Annotated in this window: 26 protein-coding genes and 4 pseudogenes; 9 read left to right on the top strand and 21 right to left on the bottom strand. The window is 35.4% G+C overall.

Annotated features, from left to right (window positions below):
• Positions 1 to 30 precede the first annotated feature (30 nt).
• Complete coding sequence (locus ACQV1I_RS04750) at positions 31 to 663, bottom strand: pectate lyase-like adhesive domain-containing protein (RefSeq protein ID WP_116335332.1); 633 nt, start codon at positions 661 to 663, stop codon at positions 31 to 33.
• Positions 664 to 901: 238 nt separating this feature from the next.
• Here ACQV1I_RS04750 and ACQV1I_RS04745 point away from each other — a divergent pair, with 238 nt between their 5' ends.
• A complete protein-coding gene (locus tag ACQV1I_RS04745) occupies positions 902 to 1,093 on the top strand; it encodes a hypothetical protein (protein WP_161555147.1) in 192 nt (63 codons plus the stop codon).
• 843 nt (positions 1,094 to 1,936) lie between these two features.
• Here ACQV1I_RS04745 and ACQV1I_RS04740 read toward each other — a convergent pair.
• The 3 genes and pseudogenes from ACQV1I_RS04740 to ACQV1I_RS04730 all read right to left on the bottom strand — a co-directional run.
• Positions 1,937 to 2,434: pseudogene (locus ACQV1I_RS04740) on the bottom strand (DUF444 family protein); the annotation flags it as partial.
• Between the two features lie 74 nt (positions 2,435 to 2,508).
• Positions 2,509 to 4,041 carry a recombinase family protein gene (locus ACQV1I_RS04735; RefSeq protein ID WP_116335331.1) on the bottom strand — a complete coding sequence of 511 codons (1,533 nt, stop codon included), beginning with the start codon at positions 4,039 to 4,041 and terminating at the stop codon, positions 2,509 to 2,511.
• An 83-nt stretch (positions 4,042 to 4,124) separates the two neighbouring features.
• A complete protein-coding gene (locus tag ACQV1I_RS04730) occupies positions 4,125 to 4,271 on the bottom strand; it encodes a hypothetical protein (RefSeq protein WP_018673291.1) in 147 nt (48 codons plus the stop codon).
• A gap of 380 nt (positions 4,272 to 4,651) precedes the next feature.
• Here ACQV1I_RS04730 and ACQV1I_RS04725 point away from each other — a divergent pair, with 380 nt between their 5' ends.
• Entirely contained in the window at positions 4,652 to 5,311 is a 660-nt protein-coding gene (locus tag ACQV1I_RS04725; protein WP_026315301.1) for a GntR family transcriptional regulator, read from the top strand.
• A 9-nt stretch (positions 5,312 to 5,320) separates the two neighbouring features.
• Positions 5,321 to 6,289 carry a DMT family transporter gene (locus ACQV1I_RS04720; RefSeq protein WP_094700715.1) on the top strand — a complete coding sequence of 323 codons (969 nt, stop codon included), beginning with the start codon at positions 5,321 to 5,323 and terminating at the stop codon, positions 6,287 to 6,289.
• 314 nt (positions 6,290 to 6,603) lie between these two features.
• On the opposite strand, the gene ACQV1I_RS04715 is transcribed toward ACQV1I_RS04720, so the two are convergent.
• Positions 6,604 to 7,989, bottom strand: a complete 1,386-nt coding sequence (locus tag ACQV1I_RS04715) for an APC family permease (RefSeq protein ID WP_116335330.1) — start codon at positions 7,987 to 7,989, stop codon at positions 6,604 to 6,606.
• A 476-nt stretch (positions 7,990 to 8,465) separates the two neighbouring features.
• Positions 8,466 to 9,827, bottom strand: coding sequence for a D-serine ammonia-lyase (locus tag ACQV1I_RS04710; protein WP_116335329.1), 1,362 nt, complete (start codon positions 9,825 to 9,827; stop codon positions 8,466 to 8,468).
• Between the two features lie 161 nt (positions 9,828 to 9,988).
• Here ACQV1I_RS04710 and ACQV1I_RS04705 point away from each other — a divergent pair, with 161 nt between their 5' ends.
• From ACQV1I_RS04705 to ACQV1I_RS04680, 6 genes are all read left to right on the top strand, one after another.
• Entirely contained in the window at positions 9,989 to 10,543 is a 555-nt protein-coding gene (locus ACQV1I_RS04705; RefSeq protein ID WP_116335328.1) for a helix-turn-helix domain-containing protein, read from the top strand.
• 533 nt (positions 10,544 to 11,076) lie between these two features.
• The gene (locus ACQV1I_RS04700) at positions 11,077 to 11,502 is read left to right on the top strand and encodes a fibronectin type III domain-containing protein (RefSeq protein WP_116335327.1); all 426 of its coding nucleotides are present in this window, start codon (positions 11,077 to 11,079) and stop codon (positions 11,500 to 11,502) included.
• Between the two features lie 206 nt (positions 11,503 to 11,708).
• Complete coding sequence (locus tag ACQV1I_RS04695) at positions 11,709 to 11,864, top strand: XRE family transcriptional regulator (RefSeq protein WP_236645934.1); 156 nt, start codon at positions 11,709 to 11,711, stop codon at positions 11,862 to 11,864.
• 399 nt (positions 11,865 to 12,263) lie between these two features.
• A complete protein-coding gene (locus tag ACQV1I_RS04690) occupies positions 12,264 to 12,890 on the top strand; it encodes a hypothetical protein (RefSeq protein WP_236645933.1) in 627 nt (208 codons plus the stop codon).
• A gap of 56 nt (positions 12,891 to 12,946) precedes the next feature.
• Positions 12,947 to 13,465 (top strand): hypothetical protein, encoded by a 519-nt coding sequence (locus tag ACQV1I_RS04685; protein WP_236645932.1) that lies wholly within the window; start codon positions 12,947 to 12,949, stop codon positions 13,463 to 13,465.
• A 713-nt stretch (positions 13,466 to 14,178) separates the two neighbouring features.
• Positions 14,179 to 14,745, top strand: coding sequence for a YiiX/YebB-like N1pC/P60 family cysteine hydrolase (locus ACQV1I_RS04680; protein ID WP_236645931.1), 567 nt, complete (start codon positions 14,179 to 14,181; stop codon positions 14,743 to 14,745).
• Between the two features lie 43 nt (positions 14,746 to 14,788).
• On the opposite strand, the gene ACQV1I_RS04675 is transcribed toward ACQV1I_RS04680, so the two are convergent.
• The 15 genes and pseudogenes from ACQV1I_RS04675 to ACQV1I_RS04605 form a co-directional block, all read right to left on the bottom strand.
• Positions 14,789 to 15,151, bottom strand: coding sequence for a DUF3139 domain-containing protein (locus ACQV1I_RS04675; protein ID WP_116335326.1), 363 nt, complete (start codon positions 15,149 to 15,151; stop codon positions 14,789 to 14,791).
• Positions 15,152 to 15,361: 210 nt separating this feature from the next.
• Positions 15,362 to 15,850: a GH25 family lysozyme gene (locus tag ACQV1I_RS04670; RefSeq protein WP_116335325.1), complete on the bottom strand. Its 489-nt coding sequence runs from the start codon at positions 15,848 to 15,850 to the stop codon at positions 15,362 to 15,364.
• Positions 15,851 to 15,908: 58 nt separating this feature from the next.
• A pseudogene (locus ACQV1I_RS04665) lies at positions 15,909 to 16,120 on the bottom strand (phage terminase small subunit P27 family); the annotation flags it as partial.
• Positions 16,117 to 16,635 (bottom strand): DUF3231 family protein, encoded by a 519-nt coding sequence (locus ACQV1I_RS04660; RefSeq protein WP_236645930.1) that lies wholly within the window; start codon positions 16,633 to 16,635, stop codon positions 16,117 to 16,119. The gene ACQV1I_RS04660 and the pseudogene ACQV1I_RS04665, both read right to left, overlap by 4 nt.
• An 864-nt stretch (positions 16,636 to 17,499) precedes the next feature.
• Positions 17,500 to 18,168 (bottom strand): annotated as a pseudogene (locus ACQV1I_RS04655) (DUF444 family protein); the annotation flags it as partial.
• Positions 18,169 to 18,179: 11 nt separating this feature from the next.
• Positions 18,180 to 19,214: pseudogene (locus tag ACQV1I_RS04650) on the bottom strand (protein prkA); the annotation flags it as partial.
• A gap of 91 nt (positions 19,215 to 19,305) precedes the next feature.
• On the bottom strand, positions 19,306 to 19,509 hold the full coding sequence (locus ACQV1I_RS04645; protein WP_239210433.1) for a hypothetical protein: 204 nt from the start codon (positions 19,507 to 19,509) through the stop codon (positions 19,306 to 19,308).
• A 60-nt stretch (positions 19,510 to 19,569) separates the two neighbouring features.
• Positions 19,570 to 20,025, bottom strand: a complete 456-nt coding sequence (locus tag ACQV1I_RS04640) for an ArpU family phage packaging/lysis transcriptional regulator (protein ID WP_438769112.1) — start codon at positions 20,023 to 20,025, stop codon at positions 19,570 to 19,572.
• 66 nt (positions 20,026 to 20,091) lie between these two features.
• Positions 20,092 to 20,502, bottom strand: a complete 411-nt coding sequence (locus ACQV1I_RS04635; protein WP_438769111.1) for a hypothetical protein — start codon at positions 20,500 to 20,502, stop codon at positions 20,092 to 20,094.
• Positions 20,503 to 20,524: 22 nt separating this feature from the next.
• On the bottom strand, positions 20,525 to 21,043 hold the full coding sequence (locus ACQV1I_RS04630) for a hypothetical protein (protein ID WP_438769110.1): 519 nt from the start codon (positions 21,041 to 21,043) through the stop codon (positions 20,525 to 20,527).
• Positions 21,044 to 21,124: 81 nt separating this feature from the next.
• On the bottom strand, positions 21,125 to 21,289 hold the full coding sequence (locus tag ACQV1I_RS04625) for a hypothetical protein (RefSeq protein WP_278429811.1): 165 nt from the start codon (positions 21,287 to 21,289) through the stop codon (positions 21,125 to 21,127).
• A gap of 10 nt (positions 21,290 to 21,299) precedes the next feature.
• A complete protein-coding gene (locus tag ACQV1I_RS04620; protein ID WP_278429812.1) occupies positions 21,300 to 21,536 on the bottom strand; it encodes a hypothetical protein in 237 nt (78 codons plus the stop codon).
• Positions 21,514 to 22,845: a replicative DNA helicase gene (locus tag ACQV1I_RS04615; RefSeq protein ID WP_438769109.1), complete on the bottom strand. Its 1,332-nt coding sequence runs from the start codon at positions 22,843 to 22,845 to the stop codon at positions 21,514 to 21,516. The genes ACQV1I_RS04620 and ACQV1I_RS04615 overlap by 23 nt, the downstream gene beginning before the upstream one ends.
• Complete coding sequence (locus tag ACQV1I_RS04610; protein ID WP_438769108.1) at positions 22,826 to 23,653, bottom strand: DUF4373 domain-containing protein; 828 nt, start codon at positions 23,651 to 23,653, stop codon at positions 22,826 to 22,828. The genes ACQV1I_RS04615 and ACQV1I_RS04610 overlap by 20 nt, the downstream gene beginning before the upstream one ends.
• Positions 23,654 to 23,665: 12 nt before the next feature.
• A complete protein-coding gene (locus tag ACQV1I_RS04605; protein ID WP_438769107.1) occupies positions 23,666 to 24,136 on the bottom strand; it encodes a hypothetical protein in 471 nt (156 codons plus the stop codon).
• Positions 24,137 to 24,157 lie beyond the last annotated feature (21 nt).

Raw genomic sequence — 24,157 nt, 5'->3', positions numbered from 1 at the left:
ATATTCCAAAAAAGCATTGTGGATCTATACCTACCCTACAATTGTTTTTCCTTCAACAGTAACATCGCTTAACTCCACATTATTTTTGTCCACATTCGTAATCTTCAGATCGCCAATAATCTTTTTGCCTGAACCTTTAATGATGATGCTACGAGCTACAGTAATATCTCCTTGAATATCTGTTCCCAAAATGATGGTTTTCACATTTGGATTTTGTAATGCGATATTAAACTCAGTAGCATTAGTAACAATAGCTTCTGGAGTAAGTGATTTTTGCTCAGGTTGCATTTCTTTTACAGTAGAAACGTTACCTTTAGCATCTACAGCGTAGAAACCTTTTTCTCCACCGATTTTTTCGAAATCTTTGCTAGTTACTGTTTTGTATTCAACTTCTTTTCCCGCTAATTTAGCAACCATCATTTCTTGTAAAGTAGCTACTTCCCCATCCCAGTTTACATAAAGAACATTGTTTTCAACATTCTTTAAACCAGAATCATATAAATCTGCTACAAATTTATGAGTTTGTTTAATTAGTGCTTTGTCAGAATAGTATCTGTCTACGTTTCCACCAATATATACACCGCCATCTGCTGCATAAGCAGAAGTAGCCATACTAGTTACTAGTGCTGTAGATAGCACTGATAGGATTACTTTTTTATTCACTTACAACCCCTCCAAATATCGTATATTGAAGTATCTCATTCCCTTGTTTACATAACATATATGTTTTAGACAGATAAGAGACTTTGACCTCTAAGCTATCCATACATTTACTTATATAATTAAGCGATGTTATAACCATAAACACCTGGAAGTACTTCTAAAGCTGTTTGTTTCATGATGTCTAGATCATTCAGTAGATGCTTCCGCGTATGTTACTGTGTTGGTTGGAGGGAATGCTTTGTCTAGATCCCCTTTTGCTAGGTCTCCACTAACCGCAATGCTACTCCAACCTTTAAATCAGTCACTAGCAGTAAGGTCTTTAAAGAATACATTGAAAGTTGCCATGTTTGTTGCTTGCTCTAGTCCACTAGGCATGGGAATGGTATCAGGAGCTTCAGGAAAAGCTACGAATGATACAACATCAAATTGATCACTTAACCCACAAAATGTGAAAACCCCAAACTTGGTTTAAATTCTATATTGCTCCCACCACTTTGACGAATCTGCTAATACTGGATGAAATCGGGCAATTTATCGGATTCCGCCGTAAAACTGTAAATAGATTCTTACGAGTTCAGTCTTATTCTAGATTCGTTCTACAAGCTACCAGCAGGGCCAAAAATAAATATCTGCTTTAACGTAAGTGTCAAATAATCACCATTTGAGATGGATTATTTGACACTTTAAAACAATACAAATACCCCGGATCCACGTCCGGGTTTCAGCTTATAGACAAAGTTCCAAAGATCCTAATATCTTCACGCTTGAGAAGTTTCTCTCTTTCATGACTATAGAAGCTGTTATTCCAAGTAAGGTTTCCAGTCCTTGAGGGTAATTGAAATTGTATGATAGATGGTACAAAATAGAAATAGAAAAAATTACTGTTGTCAAAAGTATTTTTATACCTAATCCTCTTGTATCATATGGAAATAAACCTCATTTCAAAAAGAATGTTTGGGTTGTCACATGCACCGAGGATGTAATCATCCTTACTTTCTTCAAACTAAAACTCCCCTTTTGTCAAATCAGTTACAAGCTATTTTCAGTGGAGTAGGTAATGTTTCATTTTTAACCTTTAGAATTTCCATTCTGTTCACATGATAAAATTGTATGAGTATGATTAAAGTTGGATAGGGAAGTAAGTTACATAAAAACGTACTAACCATTTATTTACAAAAAATCCCCTTTTGGTTGATTATGTCTGTTTCCTTTAAAATAAGGATTCATACCTATAATTAACCACAGGGGATTTTATTGTGAATTTTTATTTTTTCTAGTAAACCTCTACTTCTTTTTTACCAAAAAACTGTTTCAAAGCCTTGTAAACCTCACCTTTTTCTCGAATGATTGAGTACATGAATTTCGGATCTTTAATGTGACGATAGGCCGACATGAGAGTACTGTGGCGATTATACTGGTTTACTTCACCATATCCAAACATATTCGATCTCTCCATTAATTCCTTCACCAATTTTACGCACCGCTCATTATCTGACGTGAGGTTATCCCCATCTGAAAAATGAAACGGATAGATGTTATACTGGCTCACCGGGTATCGTGCATCGATAATTTCCAAAGCTTTACGATAGGCCGATGAACAGATGGTTCCGCCGCTCTCTCCTTTAGAAAAGAATGCATCCTCTGTAACTTCTTTCGCTTCCGTATGATGAGCAATAAAAGCAATTTCCACCTTTTCATATTTGGTACGCAAAAAACGAAGCATCCAAAAGAAAAAGCTACGAGCTACATATTTTTCAAAAACTCCCATACTTTAAGGTGTTTCATAATTAACTAAATAAATTTACTAAGCCAAATACTCTGTATTTCTAAGCGCTATCACCAGAATCATCTAAAGTCGTAATTAAATTCAATTTGCAAATGCTTTTCTTTTAACTCAATTCTTTTGATAATATCGTGCAACAGCACTCTTAACTTCTCTGGATCATTTAAAGATATATTTTTTACTTCTTCAATTAGATAGTCAAGTGTTGATGATTCTGCCACTTGTTCCATTAACACCTTAATTTGGTTTTCAATAATTTGTATTTCTTCATCTATATGGTTTATTTGTGACTTAATTTCGAGCATCTGCTGTTGATAAGTACTTTCGTCAAACAATTCTCTTTGATTAAAGATGTCTATTTGATCTTTTTTTAACTTTTCCTTTTTTACACTGTTTTTCTTGATCTCTTTCCCCAAACGTTCTATATCATTGGTCTTACTTCCTGTAATTTCAACTTTATTGGCAGGGATAGAATTTAGTTCATTCTTAACAATATCAATAACATCCTGTTCTAATACATCAGCGTTTGCATTTGCTTGTGAGCAAACACTTCTACCGTACTTATGATACGTCTTACAAATGTAATATCTGTATTCTTTATCCTTACATGTTCGTTTTTGACAGACCATTCCTTGTCCACATTTAGCACAAAACAAAATACCAGTTAGTGGATGGTATGCGCGTCTAGGCGTTCTTCCATGACTTTTAGAAAGAAGAATTTTTTGAGCATTGTAGAACTTTTCTTTCTCAATGATCGGCTCATGGACATCTTCTGCGACCTCCCATTCAGTTTTATCTATCTTGATCTGAACTTTCTTTTTGCTCATCTTTCCTGTATCGTCATATTCCCTTTGAAGTGCATTTCTTCTCGTACCATAGACAACATTACCAATATATGCTTGGTTTCTAATAACTCTGTTTATAGATACTCTTCCCCAAAGATTTCCGTTCTTTGTTCTTATTCCATGCCCGTTAAGATGTTCAGCCACCTTGAACGTTCCTAATCCGTGATTAACATACAAGTCAAAGATTAATTTGGGTATGTAACAATTTTCTGGGTCAATTTCTAATTTCTTAGTCTCTCTGTTCACCTTGTAACCTATTGGAGCCTCTCCGCCCCATTGTCCCCTACGTGCCTTTTGTCTTCTTGCACTGCTAACCCTTGAAGATATTTTTTTGCTCTCTTGTTCAGACAGAACAGACAAAATATCGAAAGTTATATTGTCTTTATTCAATGAATCGTAGTTATCATTAATTGCTATAACCCTAACACCATACTGTTCAAAAACCCCGATAATGGCTGGATTTTCTTGTTTATCCCTACCGACACGACTGACTTCTTTAAAGATAAGGAGCTTGAACTTATTTTCTTTCGCATCTTGTATTGCCCTCTTCATTTCAGTTCTGTCGAATACACTGGTGTAATAACCTGATACAACTTCGTCTCGATATACAATTATGTCAGTCTTGTCATATTCCGGCCCTAATCTACTTATATACTCTCTACCTTGTGCTTCCTGATTTATTGTAGAATCTGCTTGGTGGTCGGTACTTACACGGGTATAAATGGCACATTTAATTAACGGTCTATACATAGTAAACCACCTTCCATTTTTAGTTAATTATATACACACTCATAAAAATATATGAATGTTATATTAACTAAAAAACACCAGACTTACTCGTCCGATGCTTCTTGTTCTTCTTCATTGATTGTTACTTCAACATCTAAACCGTATTTTTCCTTGGCTAGCTCTTTTATTCTTTGTGCAAACCACTTATAAGGTTTTTCTGTTCCATAAATTTTAGTGTAAGTAAATTCCAATCCCCCTCACCATCCATTCCACTTTCTAAATCCTATGAATAGAGGAGCTTGTCTTATTCGGTGGTTTTCTCTACAGCTTTTTGTGTTTTTCTTCGATCCAGTTCAGGTAAAAACTCAATTGCTGCATGCCCCCTTGGGAAATAATTGTTGGACTTGCAGAGGTTTTAAATTACACGACTGATTATTTACTATGTAAATCAGATATGAATCTATATGATTACGTTCCTTAATGCATATGGTTATAGAAATTTAGAAATCCTTCTATAATCACGAAAAGTAAAATTACGATATCCATATTCTTTACATATTTCGGGACTTATTAATCGAGTAGATTCATAATTATAGTTGAACATAAAACCAATATGCGATATATTGGTTTTATGAAAAGAGATACTATTAAACCCATTAAACGTATATCATTTAGAGATGAAGTATATTTAACTCTAAAAAAAGCAATTGTTACATTAGAACTACAACCTGAGCAACGCTTAAATGATAAAGAATTAGCAGAAGACTTTGGAATTAGTCGTACTCCGGTTAGAGAGGCATTGAAACGCCTTGAGGATGAAGGACTTGTTGAATCTATTCCTGGTTCGGTTACTCGTGTTGCTCCATTAAACCTTGAGGAGGCAAAACACGCATTTACTGTTGTAGCCGTTTTACACTCTTTAGCTGCTCGTTTAGCAGTTCCGCTATTAAAAGAGTCAGATATTCAAGAATTAGAATTCGGCAATAAAGCTTTATTATTAGCTATTGAGAAGAAAGATATTATAAAAGCAATTGAAGCTGATGAGTTATTTCACAATGTTTTTTTGGATGTGGCAGGAAATCCCGAAATCATTCGTGCGTTAGAACGAAGTATATCTAAGATTCAGCGTCTCGAAATTTCTCAATTTACTTCTATAAATGGCTTGAAGTCAGTAGAACAACATCAGCAAATTATAGAGGCGTGTAAAAATAAAGATAAAGAAACAACAGCCCATCTTGTGGAACAAAACTGGTTAAGTCTAGGGAAATTACTAACTTATGAAACAGATTGAGGTGGGAATTTGCGTCCTATTTTTTTAGGTATTTGTGCTGCTTTCTTTTTTGCTTTCACATTTATACTTAATCGAGCGATGGAATTATCAGGCGGTAACTGGATATGGAGTGCCTCACTAAGGTTTATTTTCATGATCCCCTTTCTTTTACTTATTGTGATGAGTAGGAAAAAACTACAATCGTTATTACAAGTAATGAGAGAAAATCTAGGAACATGGTTTTTATGGAGTTTTGTAGGATTTGGCCTATTTTATGCTCCATTATGTTTTGCGGCTGCACATGCACCAGGATGGATAATTGCTGGAACATGGCAAATTACTATTATATCAGGATCTTTATTAGCTCCTCTTTTCATCCAAACGATTCAAACATCAGATGGGGTTCTTGAGAAAAGAGGAAAAATACCAATAAAAGGAATGGGTATGTCACTTATTATTCTTCTTGGTATTTTCCTTATGCAAGTGGAGCAAGCGAAATTTCTTGCTGTAAAAGATATTCTGTTAGGCATTATACCTGTAATTGTTGCTTCTTTTGCTTATCCACTCGGTAATCGTAAAATGATGGAGATTTGTGGAGACCGTCTGGATGCTTATCAACGTGTACTCGGAATGACATTAGCTAGCTTACCTTTTTGGTTTTTACTATCCTTGTATGGACTTTTTACAACAGGGGCACCTAGTAAAGAGCAAACGATACAATCTATCTTAGTTGCCATTTGTTCAGGTGTAATTGCAACAATTTTATTTTTCAAAGCAACTGATATGGTAAGAGGAGATATGCAAAAACTAGCTGCTGTTGAAGCAACACAATCTATGGAAGTACTTTTTGCTGTTATCGGAGAATTAGTTTTATTACATTCTTCATTTCCTTCCATTTTATCTTGGGCTGGTATGTTTATAATAATGTTAGGAATGATATCACACAGCTATGTATCTCATAAAGGTGAAATGACACACAATCAAGATAGTAGTGCCTAAATCAATAAAAACCAGTATAACGCTGTAAAGTGTATATTGGTTTTTATTGATTCCTTTTCTTATTTTTGATCATTAAATTTCAAATTAATGGATATATGAAGGCTCTCCTTTTGAATATAGGAAAATGCATTTTTTAGGTATAAATTCTTCGTTCTAGGACTTATTAAAATCATAATTTAATGACAATGAGGTACTGTCAAGAGAGCGAAAAAAGTCCGTTTTTAAACCTTTTTTTGGGTTTATATCGGACTTTTTTGTATTAAATGAAATTTAATTATCATAAGTGATACAACATAAGTTCTATTATTAATTATTTATTCACGATGCTTAAGTATACTTTTATTACGGGAATAACTAAAATAAATAAGTAAGCCTACTGCTATCCAAGAAAAATAATAAATCCATGTTTTTACTGATAAATTAAAAGCTAAAAATAAGCAAAAAAGGATTGCCAGTATTGGGAGAATTGGTACAAAAGGCATTTTAAAATTACGTTTTAAATTTGGTTGAGTTTTTCTTAATACAATGACTGACAGTGCTACGAGTGCAAAGTTTAAAATGGCAGCCATATTGGCGATATCTGCTAATTCTTTTAAATCAATTAATCCTGACACTATTGCCCCTAATAAACAAATCATCCATGTAGAGGATGTAGGAACGTGAGTTTTACTATTGACTGTCGAAAATAATTTAGGTAATAATCCATCACGACTCATTGAAAGTAGAACACGTGGCACTGCAAACATATATGCAAATAAAACAGCTATAATTCCAATTACTGCGCCAACAGATAAAATAACAGCTGCCCAACCTTGACCTACACTTTCAAGTGCATAAGCCAAAGCGTCTCCAACATTTAACTCTTTATAGGATACCATTCCTGTTAAAATAGATCCTAAAATAACATAAATAATTGTACAAGCTAGTAAAGATCCTAAAATTCCCCGAGGTAAGTTTCTTTGAGGATCTTTCACTTCCTCAGCTGATGTTGAAATAGCATCAAAACCAGTGAATGCGAAAAATACTGAGGCTGCTCCAGCAAATACACCACCCATTCCAAATGGCATAAAAGGGTTCCAATTTTCAGGTTCGATGAAAAATGCGCCAATAATAATAAACAGTAAAACAATAGAAATTTTGATACCCACTGCAATATTATTTACTTTTTTACTTTCTGTTAGGCCTCTTGTTAATAAATAAGACATACATATTACGATAAATACTGCCGGTAAATTTATAAGCCCTCCTTCGCTAGGGGTAGTGATTAGCTTACTCGGAAGGTAAATTCCTACCTGTGTTAATGCACTATTAAAATAAGCTGACCATCCCCCGGCAACAGATGCTATTGACACTGTATATCCTCCCACAATAGACCATCCTACCAAGTAAGCTACTATCTCTCCTAGTGCTACATAGGTGTAGGCATAGGCACTTCCTGAACTTGGAATAGCCGATGCAAACTCCGCATAACATAAAGCTACTAGACCACATACAATTGCAGAGAGAATAAAAGAAAGAGATATGGCGGGACCTGAATTTCTTGCAGCTACTAACCCTGTAATAACTAAGACACCTGTCCCAATGGTTGCTCCCATCCCCATTAATATTAAATCAAAGGCACCAAGTGACCTTTTTAATTTTTTTGATTGGTTTGTATTTGAAATGTCCTCAATATCTTTTTTTCTGAATAAGTAGTTCATAATTTGTCTCTCTTTCTATTAATAGGAATACTTGAGTAATGTTGTTGAAATCAAATTCATGTTGTAACCTATTTTTAAAGGTCATCCATCTAAATTTCTGGTTTAAAAAAATGAATATTATATTAAGTATCGCCAACTCATACAAGTTTTTAATTATATATTATATATTACTTTTTTTGTTGTAGCAAAAGTAACATTAAACCAATAGAAATGAGAATGATACCTGTACCTTGCTGTAACGAGATAACCTCACCCAAAATGCAATAAGCTAGTATACAAGTTCTAATTATTTCTCTTAAAATAGGTTAACTTTTTATATAAAAAAAAGAGGATGCATCCCCTCTTTTTTACTAATCATTACTTTTTGTACCTTATCTACAGCTACTTCTATTTCCCCTAAATTAGAAATTAAGCACTATATTGTGTAAAAGTGAAACTTTGCGTATTCAGAGGGTAATCCCGCCTCAAAGGCTTTATTAAATTTGTTTTTCTTGTGTCAGTTGAACTCCTTTTTGATAGTACAATTTCATTACCTCTTTAGGAACCATACTACCACCTGTTCCCCAGACAATATGTGTCCCCTTACTCATTTTTTGTATCAAATTATTCTTCTGTAGATATTGAATTCTTGCTTTATATAATTGACTAGGTCCTAATATACCAGCTAGCGCAGATGGTTCAAGATAAATTCCTTCTGTATCAGCTAATCCCTTTAATAACTTATAAAGCTGATTGTCGCTAACTGTATAAGATCCACTTAAAAAAGGTTCTATGATTTTCCCCACGAATCCAGATGCTCTTCCGACTGCCAGTCCATCTGCATCTGTTACATTATCAATGCCGAAGTCTTGTACAGATATACCATCATGCAGTCCAGTCATTAAACCTAGTAGCATACACGGAGAATGGGTAGGTTCTGCGAAAAAAACGTGCACATTATCTTGGTATAATAATTTCAAACCAAATGCTACTCCTCCCGGACCTCCGCCTACCCCACATGGCAGATAAACAAATAACGGGTGATTTTCGTCCACTTTTATTTGAAGGTTATCTAATTGTTTTTGTAAACGGGAGGCTGCTACTGCATATCCTAAAAATAAGTGTCTTGAATTTTCATCGTCAATAAAATAACACATAGGATTCTCAGCTGCTTGCTTTCTACCTTCTTCTACAGCCTTACTATAATCAGCTGTGTATTCAATAACTGTAACATCTTTACTTCGGAGTAAATCTTTTTTCCACTGTTTTGCATCTGCTGACATATGAACTGTTACATTAAATCCTAATTTTGCACTCATGATACCAATGCTTAATCCTAGATTTCCTGTTGAACCCACTGCAATAGAATAGTTTGAAAAGAAATTACGAAACTTATTACTCTCAAGAATTAAATAATCATCTTGTACAGTTAATAAGTTATGTTCAAGCGCCAAATCTTCAGCGTGTTTAAGAACTTCATATACTCCTCCCCTTGCTTTAATAGACCCTGATATAGGAAGGTGACTATCACACTTTAGTAATAATTGACCTAATATTTCCTGTTCATACTCCTGTTCTAAATGTCGTTGCATAGAAGGAATTCTCACTAATGGAGATTCAATAATACCGTTCATCCCTTTTGTTTCGGGGAAAACGTTTGCAATATATGGAGCAAATCTCTTTAATCTATCTTCGGCATCTTTAACATCATCTTTAGTTAAAACGGTGTTTTTAATTCCTACTTCAAAATCTTTCTTATTTGGATTAATCCAAAATATTTCCTCGGTTGAAATTAGTTTTTTTATTAATGGGTATTTTTCATTCAAACTTTCTTTAGTTTTTGTTGAAATGTCGCTCATTTATAAAGCCTCCTTATTGTTCATATAATAAATGTAACTGTTTTATAATTAAGGTATATTTATTATAATTAAGTATAGATTAACACGAAATTAAACAAAATCAAATTCAGTTTAATTTTATTTAATTACATTTAATAAAGAACTCTAAGGAGAATACGTATATGAACGAAATAAGTGTTGCTCGAAAAATCACTGAATTCAGGAAGAGAAAAGGATTAACTAGTAAAGAATTAGCAAAATTAGCTGATATAACACCTTCAATGCTAAGCCAAATTGAAAAAGGCATAGCGAATCCATCTCTCCAGACTCTTAAACTAATTTCTGCAGCATTAAACATTCCTTTGTTTAATTTTTTCTTAGAAGATACAAATACTGAAGAATTGGTTGTAAGAGCTAATCAAAGAAAGAAAATCTCTTTCCCAGAAAGTGGGGATGTATCGTATGAATTATTATCCCCTAGTTTAAATGGTGCTCTAGAGTTGGCCCTTATGAATTTATTACCTCAAACCGCATCTTCCAAAGAGCCGATAGAACATAAAGGTGAAGAAGTAGCGTTCGTTATAGAAGGAGTTGTTAATCTTTATTTAAACAACGAAATGTTGACCCTTAATAAAGGAGATAGTGTAAAAATACCATCGTATGGCAAACATAAATGGGAAAATGTATCTTCTGAAAACGTCATTGTAATATTTGGAGTAACTCCTCCTTCTTTTTAATTTCTAATTTTTTTGTAGTTAATTGTAATCAAATGCAAACTAGTAGTTGCTTGATATATTGAATCTACAGATAAAGAATCCTGAATCTGTTATATATAGAAAGACTAATTATTTAAGGTAGTATACCTGTTGAATACAAGCTAAGAATCTTGTGAGTAAAAACAATTTCATAAGCAAACTAGATAACAAGTAAAATGAACCCTATTAATGGGATATAAACAACACCCTCCTACTTAATTCGCATATTAAATACAAATTAAGTAGGGGGGTTGTTTATTTAAAGAGAGGTACCGCCCCATCGCCATCAAGTAAAGAAATTGGGTTGTTCCCAAAATCAAAAAAATGAGCTGAATTGTCATAAATAACTGTAAAGATATAAATTTTTCGTTTTGGGGATACTTCACTTGATGGGCATGTGGTGCTACCCCTATTTCCCTTGATAATCTAGAATATATTTTATTTATTTAAATATTTACAAAAATTAGAAAATATATTAATATATGGTTACACCGAATATTAGGGGGGATTTAACATTGAAAAATAAATTTATAGTTTTAGCTTCTGCAATTACATTAGCTTTTAGTGGTCAAATTGCTTCAGCAGAAGAAGCGACTTCTTCTCCGAACCGAGTTGATACTGTTGATTCATCCATTTCTATTGCTTCTCAAGTTCCAATAACCTACTTTATGTATTGGAATGCATATGATGGAGCTAGCTACTATGAAGTGTCACTAAAAGACGTATCTGAAAATACTAAGCCTGTAAAGCTCGAACAAATTAAAGATCGTAAATTTAATCTTCCAGTATTAAAGTCTAATCATGATTATTCATTCTGGGTTGCAGCATACAACAGCAGTGGTAAGAAAATTGCACAAGGTACAAAAGACTTTAAGATGGGAAAAGTATACGCTGATAAAGATGAAGCAGTTGGTTATCAGGTAACACTGAATAAAAACTAGTAAAAGTAAGGATTTAACCTAATAAAGATAACAAGTAATATATCATAGAATCATCAAGAAACGTTACGAATATTCCTATAATTCTAGATATTAGAAATGCCGGTTACACCCTTAACGTTGTGAAAACCGGATTTTTCTGTGTTCGGAATTCCTTACCGTTGTAAATCAGCATTTTGTTGGCGGTACCTCTATAGGGAATGAGTGTAATGGCATCTTACCTACGTGGGGAATGCCTATTACAGCCCGTTCTGAATCAAATTGGTATGAAACAAGCTGAGTTAGCAGGACAAACAGGTTTTTCAGCTAGAATGATCTCGCATTATGCCACAAACACAAAACCAATGTCTTCAGAGGCTATGTAAACCATTACTACTATCATTCAAATGTACTTGCCAAACTTTCGCATGGAACACCTCTATGATTGGGAACGGGAACAATAGGCATTGATGAGTAGAGTCTCTACTCTCTCCTACAATTTTCAGGAACCTATAGGTACTTAATACTTTTAAAAACATTACTCATTTACTTTCATTTTTATTTACAATATTATCTAATTAAAGTATCATATGGGAAGTTACATTTTTTCCTTATATTTCCAACATTAAATAAGGGGATAGGTTAATGCAAGCTTTGGAATACAATTATCAAGAGGCACAAATAGAACTACGTCAGCATTTGCAAATGCACTTGATAAAAAGGAATGGAAACAAAAAGATTTGATTCTCGCCACTGGAATTGATTCAGTTACTTTGAGTCTAATAATGAACAACAAAAGGGGATTGACATTACCTCAATTAGACTCTATTACAGAAGCTTTAGGATTACCGAAAGATACCTTCTATGAGTATTTTATTGGGGAATGCTTTAACGAATCAGGAAAATTGTCACCTGTTAAAACTGCTGATTTTTTCACAAGTTGTATCAACGTAGAACGATATGACATTACAAAGAGGATCATAGAATTGATCAAAGATGATACAGATAGAAGAAGGCTTCTTGATAACACCTTTAAGATGGCAGAGCATATTTTTTCATCCGATCAAAGAAACTACAGTTTGCCCTTGTATGATATCGTGATCGCGAACAGTACAACACGTAATGAACGAGCAGCCATTTCTTATTTTAAACGATTTGTAATAGCTAGAGATATAGACCTTACTGTCTCTGGATATAAAACTCTTCGCCAACTTTTAGAATACCTTCCTCTACTTCCAGAAGAATATAAACTAGAAGCGTATTATAAAATATTAACGTTCTATAACACCGTGGAAAAATGGAATGAGCTACTAAAGTTTTCAACCGAATTAAAATCCTTAGCAATGAAAGAAGAAAACAAAGAATACATTGCCGTTGCTTTATTATATGAATTTTCAAGCTTAAAGGTATGAATGATCTGATAAATGGAATCCGTGTCATTAGGGAGTACGGTTCCTATGGTGATGCTATGTTAGCTCAAATTAATGAAACTCTACTTCTCATTGAAATGGGACATGTAGAATTTATAGACGAACATTTAAACCTAATTTCCTCTGATCCTCAAAAATTATTTGCATTTTTACCTGTAGCTATAGAGGTCTATCTTCAAAAGGAAATGCTTCAAGATATTCAGGTCCTTTTACAAAAGTACAAAAAGGAAATCGAACAGCTATCCTGCAAGACAGATAAACTTAGTCAAAAATATAAATTAAGGTTATTTCAAGCGTTCGCGACATATTATCTTATGAAAGGAGAAACCGACTTAGGGTTTAATTATAATATTGAGGCGTTAGAACTGGCACTCATGTTCAAAAATGTTGAGCGATTAAAAAGCATCATGCTCATGCATTATGAGTATAACCCTTCTGAAGAGCATAAAGAAAAGTTTATTAACATTATGGCAAGGGAAAACATCCATTATGAAAAGAATTTTAATGTCTTCACTCATGATTCTGTCCTTATTAAGTTTTATCGGAATGAATTTTGAAATACCAGCGTCACTTGTAACGGATAAAAGTTTATCAAGTACTTACACATACGGTGAAGGTTGGTAATTAGAGAGGGCATCCTCTCTTTTTTTTGAATGAATTGCGAAGCGAATCAAAAATAGACTTAATTAATTAACAGAAATTTCTATTAGGAAAATTTGTTCATACTGATATATAATTAAGTCAACAAATGGTAATTCATGAAAAATATAGAAAATTATATTATTTTTATTATTTTTGTGGTTGCCAGAGAAAGGAGGATAGCAAACAAGAAATACTCATAGAAAGGAGTTGAAAGATGTTAGCATGGGACGACGATAGACGTCGAGAGAAGGAATTTAAACAGGTAATAAAAACGGGATGTTCCCATAGGCCCGACGAAAGCTTTGGAACACCCCATAACAAGCATTTAAAAAATGCTCCATTCAAGTTTATCATGCCCTTGCGTTCAAAGGGGAAAAAATATTTTTTATTGGAAAAGTAGTTGTCGCACACATGTGAATAAGCTGTACTGAAAACCTTGTATAACAAAATAAAGCCGTGATTCAGCTATTCTTTGAAGACTGATAGAAGATATTGAATGACTCTTATCAAGATTTTGTTTATAAGCTAGGAGAAGGAATAACAAATAATTCGGAGGCTTAAATATGTTTAAAAAAAGATTACTTATGTCGTTGATGTCAGTCTCACTAATATTACTGGAGCTTTAGGTGTGTCAGCTTCTGAAATAGAAAGACAGAAAATCAATAAGCCAGAGGATGTTCCAGTCGAAGCAACTTATCCGAATTCAAGAGTTGAGATTATGCCAGGGGATATTCTTATAACAAACAATACCAGTTCTAAAGGACTTACTGGTCATGCTGCTATTGTTGTAGATACAGAAAATGTTGTTATACTAGGGCCAGGGTTTAATCCAGAAAAAAATCCAATTAAAAGGTTTTTTAGAAAAAATGTAAGTAAAAAATATGGGACGAAAGTAGTTCGATACAATCGAACCAAGATTCGAAATAAGGCAGCTGATTGGGCAGAGTGGTATGTAAATAAATATGACGATGCAGATTATGCCATCTCTGATTTATACAATTATAAGTACAAAACATATTGTTCAAAAATTGTATGGAATGCATACTATTTTGGTGCTGGTGTTCGATTGAATACATCTACGACATATGTACCTGGACCAGGGGGAACATCTCCAATTGAACTAGAAATCGCTGCTCCTTACGATCTGGAAGACAGTTCAGATGTGACCACTGTACTTACTCAAGGCAATTTCTAAAAAAGAGTACAAAAAGTTACCTGCCATTTGACAGGTAACTTTTTTATGGTTCCTTATGTTTTGGTTCCTTATGTTTTGTTTCATCACTTAAATCATCTTTTTTATACTTAGAAGCTCCATAACCAGTTTGCATGACCTCTCCATCAATTATGCTATAGCCATAGGTTTTATCTTTCTCATCGCTAAAAATGACTCTAGCACCATACGTACCGAACTTACTTAGATAATCAACCCTAATTTCTGTAATATCACTTTTTTTGTACTTTTTTTCATTTATAAGGTAGGCTTCTATTTGACTTTTCATTTCTTCTTTCTTGTATGAGTAACCGCCAATAAGCCACTCAAAATTATAAATAACTAAAAATGCAATCACTAAGGTTATAACAGACAAAAATATTTTTTTCAAACTCCACCCTCCTTCTTACACTACAACACCACCTGCTTATTATACCATTAAAGATAATTTTATCCAAATATTCTTTCAACTCAAATTACATCTATCAATGTTCATATTATGGTCATCACTTATGGCATAGACAAATTTATACACCTTCCTTATATTGTGAAGTTTTGTTGTTTATTAGCCACTTATCCCTTTTCATAAAAGATAAATTACTTATTCTGCGGCTCCTGTCCACTCGCAACCCTTACCCGATCGCTCCCCAAGGTACTCCGTTTGCTCTTTCATCCCCATTGCATCACTAACTTTCCATTGTGTTTTCAATACCAAAATAATTTCATCTGCTAGTACTCTATCCATAGTTGTTTCCTCCTTCATAATTGCATCCCAAAAATCTTTTTCCATACAGTTGATGTCCACGTTACCTTTAATACCAGCCACTTTCCCACAATCGGAATACTGGAATACCGCCCAGCGGCTCCATGTAGGGTTTTGCATAGGTTGGTTTGTATTGTAATGGGCCACCCATAATGGATAGCTAGCAAGAGCTTTATCAAGGTAACGTTTAGCAAAATAAGCACCTGTATAAATCATAGGCGTTTTTCCTGTGTGGCCCTTAACATGGTTAAGAAACGAAAGGCAGAACGTTGTAATCTGTGCAGGTGTTAACCCTTTGTCCGTCTCGATATCAAGCACTAGCGGCATATCACACGGTAGCCCTTTGACCGTTTGTACAAAATGTTCTGCTTATACTTGGGGCAGACCGGGCACATAAAAAGCGAGCCAACGCATCTACATCAAGATAGTCATGATGCCGATATGCAGCAGCTCGCTTGCAATCTTTTTAAATTCTTTTTTCAAGTCTTTCGGTAGGTAGCTAGGTGGCTTAACTTTGTCGTTTGCCTCCTTTATTTCTTGGGCCTTACGCTGATCTACTTCTGCTTTTGTAAGGTTTTTTTTCCTTAAACGATCTATACGTGTGCAGGTTCAGGTATTTCTACGTGAAGAGGTGGAGGAATTAACCAACCTTTTTCTTTGTTTATCCGTAGTAATCTTACACCATATTGTGCTTTTGTAATATGGAATTGTCCAAACATCACGCCAATGTCTTCTCTAATCGACTGCCCCATAACTTGACTACATGCAACTAATCCAGCCGCTATATCCTTAGTTACAGACGCAGCAATTTCAGGATCACTAAACCTAGCACCAACAGGAATACTTTCTAATGATGCTGATGGTCTTTCTGGTGGAGAAGGGGGTAGAACAATACCATTAACTTTTAACAAATTTTCGACTTGTTCAATTTCTTGCTTCATGGTTTGGATAGTATCTTCAAGAAATTTTTTAAGATCACTATCGCCAGTATGGTTAATGAATAGTTGGTAACCAGCTAATAAGCCCTTTGTAACAGATAGATAACTCCAAACACCAAACACTTCACCGTAGTGCATTGGTTCATTTTGTGGATTACCACTTAAAATTCCCATGATTGTCCTCCCTAGTTGAAAAATATCCATTAAGTGACCTTCCTTTCTTAACAATTGGTCACATCCTTATAGTTCCTAAAAAAAATTGACTCTATTCATCATTTCTAACGGTAAAAGGAATATGGTAATTTTAACCTAGTGGAATATTTTTTTGTTTTCACTAGACATCTTCTATCGAAGGATCATGCTTTCTCAAAAATCCTATTCTTGCTTTTCTCCACTTGGCATCATAACCACGTTGCTTAGCTGATCCACGTTCCCTATCATATTGCTGGACTGCAAAGGGCAATAAGCCTCGCGAGTTAATGTTGGACATCTGAAATACAAACAGGTCTTTGATGGCTTGCTGGGCATTGTTTCACCTTCCTTGTTAAATAGAAAAAATATCAATCAAAATGTAAACAAAAACCCCTATTACTGTTGCAGTAACTATAGTTCAAACAGAGTTATTGCAACCCGATATAAACAATATGTACGCAAAGAAATTTTATAGTTATCAAGAAAAAAAGCATCGAGATAGATGCTTTTACAGTTTAATTATTAAAGTTCTCTTTTTCATACCCCTTAATGATGTGAGGCATAGCCAAGTCTATCTCATAATCCCCCAATTGTTTTAAATATTTCTACATAAGTAGCTTGGATATTATTTTCATTTCTAACATTATTGTATAAATAATAGTGCCACGTTTCCTCTCGATTTTCTTCACCACCTATATATAGATAAGCTATTGCATACGATGTTGTTTCTAAATTAGGAGCTGTTTTAAATAACGGAAGAAATAAGTTTCTAAACCCCTAAAAAGTACCGCTTCAATAGAAACGGCGATATTACTACATTTATCTTTTAGTTAATTACGGGTCACTCATACTACCACTAGTATCCATCATAGCCAAAATTACAGCATTGGAATGGGGCTTCACAATCTCTTCCCAGGTTTTAAATCGTAAATCATCCATCGAGATACCTAGTTCCAGATCGGCATACCCAGCTAATGCATTCCGACGAATGGCGGAAATTAAGGTGCGTTTTTTATCAATATTACCCATCAAACCTTTTTTACGAACATCGTTAAATTGAATATCTTCTATGGTAATTTTCTGTTCGTCTTTTGTTTGAAGGTTAGGTAACTCCAACTCCGAAAACAGCATTTCCTGCAACTCTTCAACTGTAATCTCCGCTTCATAATAATCATTACCAGGTTGATCGCCAGCTCCTTGACCTTGACCTGCCCTAGCATCAGTCGGGTCACCGTCTTTAGCTATTACATCTCCTATCTTGGAATTGCCTTTACCTTGGCCTGTATGTTGTCCTTTATTAAAATTGTAACGAAAGCGATACTCATCAAGCGATCTGATTGGTATTTTAATAATTTCTCGACCATTAGACATTATGATATTTTCTTCGCTTACTAAATCAGACAGGTTTTTCTTGATCGCCTCTTTTACTTTTTCCTGATGTCTGCTCTGGTCCTGATGACCTTTTCTGTGCAGAGACCAGTCTTCTTTGGAGACGATAAACGATGAATCGTTCATCAAGCTCCCCCCTAGCGATTCAGCAAACTACCCACGTAACGCAGCAGTTCATTTGCTGAAATTGGCGTATATCCGTGTTCTTCTACTAAGCGACGTGTTACTTCATTAATTTTTTTCAATTGGTGCTCATCTGGCGTTTTTGTAGAGGTGGTTATTTTGACCACATCTTTTAAATCCGCGAATAATTTTTTCTCAATCGCTTCACGCAGACGATCATGCGTATTGTAGTCAAATCGTTTACCTTTACGTGCATAAGCTGATATCCGAATAAGAATCTCTTCACGGAATGCACGTTTGGCATTTTCAGAAATACCAATTTGCTCTTCAATCGATCTCATGAGGCGCTCATCTGGTTCCAATTCCTCACCTGTTACTGGATCACGCAAGCGATTAGAATTGCAATACGCCTCAACATTATCCAAGTAATTATCCATCATCGTTTTTGCTGATTCCTCATAGCTGTACACAAATGCCTTCTGTACTTCCTTTTTCGCAATATCATCATACTCTTTCCGTGCAATAGAGATGAAATTTAAGTAACGCTCTCGCTGTTCCTTACTGATGGAAGCATGCTGATCGAGCCCTTCTTTTAATGCCCGCAAAATATCCAGAGCATTAATAGACTCCGTATCACGACGTATGAGTGCGCTGGAGATCCTATTTATGACATAACGAGGATCTATCCCAAACATGCCTTCATCGGCATACTCATTCCGTAATTCCTCAATGTCCGAGCCTTTGAATCCTTCTACGGATTCTCCATTGTACAAACGTAATTTTTTTAAAAGATCGGCACCTTGTTTTTTGGACTCTTTTAAACGGGTTAAAATAGAAAAAATAGCTGCTGTATATAACGCATGTGGAGCAATATGAACATGGCCTAAATCGGATTGCTTAATTAATTTATCATAAATTTTTTCTTCTTCTTTGACTCGAAGATTATACGGAACAGGCATCACAATCATTCGAGACTGTAATGCTTCATTCTTTTTATTCCCGATAAAGGTTTTGTATTCCGTTTCGTTTGTATGAGCAATTATCAGCTCACTAGTTATTATCTCATACACCCAAAATAAAAAGGTCTATATTCATGCACTTCTTTCGATATCAATATACTGAACAAAAAAGAAGAGGCTCCTATTCGGAGACCTCCTTTTTTCTTTTGGCTGATTGAACTATTATGTTTGCTATTTCCCTATGTAGTTCAACCCATTCTTTGCGTGTTGGTTTTTCTTTAGGGGCTATAATGCCAATTCTGCCATGTTTACCATCAATCCATAGCGTAACCCGTTCTCTAATGTCTTTTAAAACTGCTGGATTTTCTGACTTAACAGAATGCATCTAACTCCCCCTTTTTATCTAGTTGTATATTTTATTCAAATTGTCTCCTTGACTTAACCGTTATAATGAAGAACTTTTTTCGACTTGGATATTTAATACCATAGCCAGTTTACGAAATGCTTTCTTTCGAATTTTTCTATAGGTGTCCTTACTAATGGGTGGATCAAACTTAAAATTATATACATTGTAGTCAGTGATATACTCAGCTTCTCTACACATGTACCTTTCTTCTATTAAATAACGTTCCTTACGTGGCAAGTTATTTACTGCACGTTCCACTAAACTACAATAGGCCTTTCTTGCGTTCAGAGTATCAACATTGTGTATTGCTATAGAAGCCGTTTGATCGCTGGTTACATTCGTTGGGCCATGAAACCTTTCTGTATATCCTGCTGTGGTATTTGCTTCTCGCTCTTCAAACATCAAATATTTATTTAACCGATATTGTTCAAATGCAGACTCTACAGCCCTATGAGTTTCTTTCTGGTCTATTTCTGCAAAAAAGCTCATCTGCATCGTATCTCCCCTTAATGCCTGGATTGAAAGATTTTGCCCCTGTTAGCAGCAGGGGCCAGGAACAATTTAGAATGGTAAGTCATCGTCATTTTCATTATTTGTGGAATTTACGTTAGATTCTTCTTGTTTCGTCTCTTCTAGCGGTTCCTTTTCTTCATTGTCATGAGCTTCTTTTGCCTTGTTAAACTCATCTATTGGAGTAGGAACGTCTTCAATGGTCAATTGCTCTTCCGTTACCTCAACGTTTCCTCCCGTATCTACGTTGTACCAAATGCCCTCATGTACGTTTGATTCACTGTCGTAATCGTAAATATCGAGCTGGTCGCTTGAAATATCCAGGAACACAATATTGCCTTTTAATTTATGCAAGCTTACAATTTGTGCATCTGTCAGATCGCCTTTAATCTCAAATTTTAAAATATCCTTTTTGGAACCTGCATTAAAATCTTGGAAGGTGGCTTTAATCTGTGTTTTCATATTCTATTCGCTCCTTGGTTTGTTATTTTATATTTGAATGGCGTAGTCTGTACTTTCTTACGGACTCCCGATATTGATGAAGAGCAATTCTAGCTAACACATAAGCGTCAATAACGTTATCACTTGCGTGACTATATCCGAACATTTCCTCGACAGCTACAGTCACCGCATCTTTTTTTGCCTTGCCTTGCAAGCGGACTTTACTGCCTGTTTCCCCAGTCCATCCCGTAACGCCGACAAAACTTTTTACGGTATTGGGAGCTATGTCTTTATAGTCGATTCCGTGTTTATCAAGTGCCATTCGAATACCCCAACCAATCCCACCGTTCTGTACGGCTTGCTGTGAGGCGTACCCGAATCCCTCTATGCAAATCAAGTCGCATGAGTGAATGTGGCACATTAAATCTTCAATCATGGTTCGCATACGGTAAGGGTCTTTACTTCCGGCCCCAGTAATCTCCTTAGCTCGCAATACTTTTCCTTGCTCATCTAAAGCAACAAATCCGGTCTTTGTTGATGGGTCAATGCCGACAAATCTCATTATTTCCCCCCATATTTTGTGTTATAGTTCAAGATTTATTGAACAATAATGTTTAGCTATGTTGTGATTTATGCTCATCTCTTATTTCATGTAAGATGGTCTACCGCCACCTATAGCATTTTCATTCGTTCTGCCAACTGAATTAGAAAGAGTAACAAAATCACTCACTTTTTTGTGAATCATTAAATCATTGCGCCACGGATGATTTTTTCTAGGTTTATGGGCCTTTTTGGGATTTACCGACACGTTATGCCTCCTATTCATTTAACCAATCAGATAGGTTCACTTTTTGTGCTTTCTCTGTTGGATAAAGCAGCTTTTCCAGGTCACGTTTGCGATATTCTATAACCTTTTCACTCACATAATCGTACTTGGCTATCAGCTCGGCTTTTGTCTTCTCATCCATTAGGGGGTGTTCTATTTGATACGCTTTTTCTACTAGCCATTCTACTGATTTCATAAACTGCTCATCATTTTTTATTTTTCTTACCACTGCCGCCGCCCCCTGTTAAGTTAGGAAGCCACTTAAAGCGCTGTATCCATCCCTTGAATAACAGTCTAAAGTCATTTACTCCGGTATCCCGTCCTTTAGCAATATAGGATTGAATTACCTTACCGCCAGTATCTACGTCATTCGGATCATGCCATAGAAATTCCACAACATCTGCATCCTGTTCAATGCTGCTTGATTCTTTTAGATGGGACAATTGGGGCTTAACTGCACTTTCTGAATCCCTTGTCATTTGTGAAAGCATGATAAAGCAACAATCTAATTCTCTTGCTATCCGTTTTGCTGTTGTTGTTACACGTCCAATCGCCTGATCTCTACGCTCCCCGTTTTTCTGAGGAATAGACATTATTTGTAGATAATCAACTGCAACGGCTGCAAGCTTGCCGCCTCTTCTAACAAAATTTTTAGCGGTTGAATATACTTCATCAATCGTTACACCCGAACTATCTTGGACGTAAATTGGTAGTTTTTCTAAGTAGTTGTAAGCTGAATTTATTTTCTCTTTGTCACCTGGTTCGAATTTCTTGCTAATGAAACGTTTATAGTTAATTTCACATGTGCTTGAAACTAATCTATCCATTATTTGTGTACGTCCCATTTCTTGTGACCATAGAAAAACTGCACCTTTTTCCTCTTCCGCAATGTTTTGTAACATCTGTAGCAACTTAGCTGTTTTACCCGCCGATGGCCTCCCTGCAAGGACGTACAGCCATCCTCTACGTACACCGCCAGCCCAATCATCAAAACCTATGAATCCACTTTTCAAGGAATCGGGTTCCTTAGAAAGATGCTCAAAATATTCGCCCCGAAAATCTTTTACATGCTGCATCTTCCCCGTGTCATTTGGTCTAAGATTAGACAAAACCGACTCTACCGCCGAATAATATTCCTCGTCCGACTCGTAATTCTCTTCTGAAAGTAGTAACGCCTTATTTAATGCCTGTTTACCTCTTCTTCGAATAGCTTTGGATTTAAGGAGCTTGGCATAGTGTTTTACATTAGTAGCAGTTGGGCAAGCTCCAGCAAGCTCCGTGATGTATGTTACAAAATTGGGGTCTGCTAGTTTGTTTAAATTGAGATATTCTGTAGTAACGGTAACGATATCAATTGGAATACTATTTGAATCCATGTAACGCATAACTTCAAAAAGCTTTTGGTGACTGTCTATTGAAAAATCTCGTGGTTCCAAGAAGGTGATTTCATCTAATGCACTTTGCTTTAGAAGAACTGCACCCAATATACTTTGCTCGGCCATGATATCAACGTTTGTATCATTCCCATTCAAAATCATCAGGATTGTTCCCCCTCTGTATCCATTGTTGCAATGCTGTTTCTTTATCCAAAGTTACTGTACTTTTATAAATGCCTTGGGTTGTTTGTACGAGATGATCTTTCCATCTATCATTTCGTAGAAACGTTGCAGCATGTTTGATAAATTGAATTTCTTTCCCTTGGCACTCCTGGGCATATTTCTTGGTGGCTGCCATTATGTCATCTATACTTGCACCAGACTTGATTAAGGCTGCCCATGCTTTTATAGCGTCTTGCTTTGAGGCCTTTTTAGGGTACAAACTCCAAAATTCATCAAATTGAGGAGGGATTGTTGTTTCTTTCGGTTTCTTTTCCTTCCTTTGCTTTTGTGTACTTTCTGTTGGCATAATGTCGTTTTTATCAGGGTTATTGTCAGCAGAAACTACTTTTTTTGTTGCAGAATCCTCTTCTATCAATTTATGTTCTTCCGCTATCTCAGTTCCTTTTCTCCTACCTGCTGCTAATAGATATCGTTTCTGAAAGCCCTTAGACGTTAAGATACCTTGCTGTTCGAACATTTCTTTATGAAAGAACCCCCATTTCAGACACTCATTTACTACCTCAACAACTACCTCTGCTGGTTCCCGTAGTTTCATAGAGAGAACAAGTTGTTCTCTCTCGCTCCATGGGTAGTAATAACCATTTCGGTAAATCTCCATCATCAATCTGATAAGGATACCGAAACCTTGCATACCAAGCTTTGCTACAACAACAATTATTTTCTCGTCTTGGTCAATGTCAGTATCTAGTGGAAAATACTCTAGTCCTTTCTTAGTTGGCCTCGCCATTAAACCACCTACTTATAAATTCAATTCCCTTTTTACCAGAGCATAGACTCGTTGCCCTAAGTCTTTTCCGTCTTCTTCATCATTGATGGATGGTACTGTAGTCCATTGATTATAAATTGCTTGTATCCCTCGTTTAATCCGTTCTTCTTTGGTTTCCTCGATCGTATAGCCTTCTACGAGAGCTGTAGCAAGATCGAGAAATTTATCGGGACGAAAATATCTTCTAATGATTTTCCCATTGTGATTTAAACTATGTGTTTTAGTAACAACGATGTTGAAAAATCCCCATTGTTTTTGGTCTTTTGATGCTTTCCCGAACTCCCTTTCTATCGCTTCTGCAACTTCTCGCGGCAATTTTATTTTCTTAGAACGGGTTAGATTGTTAATCTCACCTTGTAGCAATTCTTTTTCTTCTGTAAGAATTTTTACTTGGTTAGAAAGTCTATCAATTTCCCTGTGCAATACTGCGATCGGGTTTCTCATATATAAACATCTCCTATAATT

It is taken from the genome of Brevibacillus sp. JB24b (assembly GCF_051713385.1).
GTDB classification, from domain to species: Bacteria; Bacillota; Bacilli; order Brevibacillales; family Brevibacillaceae; genus Brevibacillus_B; species Brevibacillus_B laterosporus.
Note: the sequence above shows the minus strand (reverse complement) of the source record. Positions and strands in the feature narration are given on the sequence as shown.